The sequence below is a fragment of the Paenibacillus sp. N119s genome, assembly GCF_059447605.1.
The window spans coordinates 1-3,651 of sequence record NZ_JCAJRU010000348.1 but is presented as its reverse complement, the minus strand read 5'-3'; the positions used below and the strand labels follow the sequence as shown (position 1 = coordinate 3,651).

Annotated in this window: 4 protein-coding genes; all 4 read left to right on the top strand. The window is 45.8% G+C overall.

The annotated features are described in order from the left end of the window. Positions 1-845: cell division protein FtsZ (ftsZ, locus tag AC5V8P_RS24255; protein WP_495473959.1), on the top strand; the 845-nt coding region annotated here is incomplete at its 5' end. Between the two features lie 192 nt (positions 846-1,037). Then, positions 1,038-2,024 (top strand): sigma-E processing peptidase SpoIIGA, encoded by a 987-nt coding sequence (gene spoIIGA / locus AC5V8P_RS24250; protein WP_063210145.1) that lies wholly within the window; start codon positions 1,038-1,040, stop codon positions 2,022-2,024. A gap of 110 nt (positions 2,025-2,134) precedes the next feature. Beyond that, positions 2,135-2,875, top strand: coding sequence for an RNA polymerase sporulation sigma factor SigE (sigE, locus tag AC5V8P_RS24245; RefSeq protein ID WP_044785336.1), 741 nt, complete (start codon positions 2,135-2,137; stop codon positions 2,873-2,875). A gap of 96 nt (positions 2,876-2,971) precedes the next feature. After that, the coding region (gene sigG / locus AC5V8P_RS24240) for an RNA polymerase sporulation sigma factor SigG (protein WP_495473958.1) at positions 2,972-3,651 on the top strand (680 nt) is incomplete at its 3' end.

Here is a 3,651-nt window from a genome sequence, read left to right as displayed (position 1 = left end):
AAGGCGCGGATATGGTATTCGTAACCGCGGGAATGGGTGGCGGTACAGGAACCGGAGCGGCCCCTGTCATTGCTGAAATTGCTAAGGAATGCGGTGCGCTGACTGTAGGCGTGGTAACCCGACCATTCACATTTGAAGGGCGTAAACGCTCCAATCAAGCTGAACTTGGCATTGAGGGATTAAAAGAAAAAGTAGACACCTTGATTGTAATCCCGAATGATCGTTTGCTTGAAATTGTGGACAAGAAAACCCCAATGCTGGAAGCATTTCGTGAAGCAGATAATGTTTTGCGTCAAGCCGTACAAGGTATTTCGGATTTGATCGCTGTACCGGGTCTGATCAACCTTGACTTCGCTGACGTAAAAACGATTATGACAGAGCGTGGCTCCGCGTTAATGGGGATTGGCGAAGCGACGGGTGAAAATCGTGCCGCTGAAGCAGCGCGCAAGGCTATCATGAGTCCGTTGCTAGAGACGTCCATAGAGGGTGCGCGTGGTGTCATTATGAACATCACTGGCGGCACCAACCTGTCTTTGTACGAAGTCAATGAAGCGGCTGAGATTGTTACATCGGCTTCCGATCCGGAAGTGAACATGATTTTCGGTGCGATCATTGATGAAGACTTGAAAGAAGAGATTAAGGTTACCGTGATCGCTACTGGCTTTGAAGGTAAACCGAGCCAGCCAGCACCAGGACGTAGACCAGCTGCTAACCCAGCGGCTTCCGAAGCAACGGAAAAGTCCTCTCCTAATCTGCGTCCATTTGGTAACTCACAAAGCAGTGACCAATTGGATATTCCGACATTCTTACGTAACCGTTCACGCAATAATAATAACGATAACTAGTTCAAATTCAGAAAGCCCGCATACTCCTTGGAGATGCGGGCTTCTTTCTGTTTTCTCCCCATTCCGCATGGTCAGTCCCTTCTCCTCTTTCCGACAAAATTAGTCGGACCCCGTCCCCACCGTTAGACAGACTTTGAACTGTATGACTACTATACTTAAGCCTATCCTGCAAAATGCTGGGCGGGTGAATCCTTGGTTGTTTATATCGATTTGATATTTTTGGCCAATTTGTTCATTGATGCTGTGTTGCTAATGGTTACCGCCTGGATGAGAAAAATCCGTCCGGTGTGGTGGCGATTGATAACCTCAGCTGGAATTGGTGCAATGTACGTAGTCATGATGTTTGTGCCGGAGTTGTCATTTTTATTTACGTTTCTAATTAAGTTGGCCTTATCGGTCATCATGCTGTTAGTCGCCTTTGGCTTTGGCAGCATGCAAAAGTATCTTCGTACAATGGGTGCCTTTTACATGATCAATTTTGTAGCTGCAGGTGGCATTTTGGGGATGCATTATTTTCTCCAAAATACGGGAGAGTTGTTTAATGGCATCTGGTACACCGCTTCAGGTGGAATGTCTTTTGAATTGAAAATCGCATTCTGGTTTATTTTATGCGCATTTGGCGGAGTGATGCTCTTCTTTCGTATTGTTCAGTCCTCCAAGCAGCGCACCGAAAGGATGAGTGGCTTTTTGGGGCAAGTACAGGTTTGGATTGGGCAGGACCATATTGAGTGTACAGGCTTGTTGGATACAGGTAACCAACTGCATGATCCTTTGACCCGAACTCCAGTGATGGTCATGGAGGCGGCTTTGTGGGAATCGTATCTACCCGCCTCTTGGCTCCGAAAATGCTCTGAGGGTAATGCTGACCAACTAGTGATGGATCTGGGGGAGGAATCGTTCAGCTGGCAGGATCGGGTTCGTCTTGTCCCTTATCGTGGAATTAACCGAAGTCATTCCTTTATGCTCGCACTCAAACCAGATCGAGTAGAGGTGGTGATGAATGGGGTCCATTTTGTACATCATCGAGTGCTGATTGGCTTGGACGGGGGAAAGTTATCGGCAGAGGGCAAATACCGTGCCATTATCCATCCAGATGTGACGGCACACGAAGAGGGGGAGGCTGATACAAACCTGAAACGAGAAGCATATGCTAGGGATCATTTTACTGAATCAGGATAATGGAGAAGAGCACAGGACAAGGTTTACAGACGAGGAGAAACATTCAATGCTGGAATGGACGGAGCTCAGCAAGGCTTGACTTGTACTATTTTCAAAAGGGGGAGAATGATATGAGGGAACAAATGAATTTAAAAATGAAATTTAGACTAGCATTACAACTGCAATATTATCGTATTTTATTTTTATTCGGGTTGAAAAGTGAAGAAATTTATTACATTGGCGGTAGTGAGGCGCTCCCCCCTCCATTGACAAGAGATGAGGAAGAGTATTTGCTTGGAAAGCTTTCTTCTGGAGATGCAGCAGTACGGTCGATGCTCATCGAGAGGAATTTGCGGTTAGTCGTGTATATTGCCCGTAAATTTGAAAATACGGGAATCAACATTGAGGATCTTGTATCCATCGGTGCTATTGGACTGATCAAAGCGGTGAACACTTTTGATCCAGAGAAGAAAATCAAACTTGCCACTTATGCATCCCGATGCATTGAGAATGAGATATTAATGTATTTGCGTCGTAATAGCAAAACGAGAACAGAGGTTTCTTTTGATGAGCCGCTGAATATCGATTGGGATGGTAATGAACTGTTGCTTTCTGATGTGATGGGCACGGAAAATGATACCATTTACCGTAATATTGAGGAGCAAGTAGACCGTAAATTGTTGCATAAGGCACTGGATAAGCTGACGGATCGAGAGCGTTTGATTATGGAATTGCGCTTCGGCTTACAAGACGGAGAAGAGAAGACACAGAAGGACGTTGCCGACCTGTTGGGTATATCGCAATCGTATATTTCGCGTCTGGAAAAACGGATTATAAAGCGCTTACGAAAGGAATTTAATAAAATGGTATAATGCTTGGGGATATCCGGAAGCGATGGAAACGGCGAATAAAAAAATGCCCTCAGGAGATAATGTACATTAATGTTGCTCCTTGGGAGGTAAGACACGATGACCCGAAACAAAGTGGAAATTTGCGGTGTGGATACTGCCAAACTGCCGGTATTAACCAATGCAGAAATGCGTGAGCTGTTCACATCACTTCAGCAAAATAATGAACGATCAGCCAGAGAAAAATTGGTCAATGGCAATCTCCGGCTCGTCCTGAGTGTAATTCAGCGTTTTAACAATCGGGGGGAGTTTGTGGACGATTTGTTCCAGGTTGGATGTATCGGCCTAATGAAGGCGATTGATAATTTTGACCTTTCGCAAAACGTAAAGTTCTCCACTTATGCGGTGCCGATGATCATCGGAGAGATTCGCCGTTATTTGCGGGATAACAATCCGATCCGCGTATCCCGTTCCTTGCGGGATATTGCATATAAGGCGCTTCAGGTGCGGGACAGTCTGACAAATCTGAACTCGCGGGAACCAACGATTTTTGAAATATCTGAGGCGCTGAATGTGCCTAAAGAAGATGTGGTGTTCGCATTGGATGCAATTCAGGACCCGGTTTCGCTGTTCGAGCCGATATATCACGACGGGGGCGACCCAATCTATGTGATGGATCAGATCAGTGATGACAGAAATAAGGACGTCTCATGGATTGAGGAAATTGCTCTCCGAGAAGCGATGCATCGCCTGGGCCAGCGTGAAAAGATGATATTGTCTATGCGCTTTTATGAAGGAAA

Excerpts from the sequence above, each read along its gene's own strand:
- sigE (WP_044785336.1), top strand. The coding sequence starts at position 2,135 with ATGAGGGAACAAATGAATTTAAAAATGAAATTTAGACTAGCATTACAA.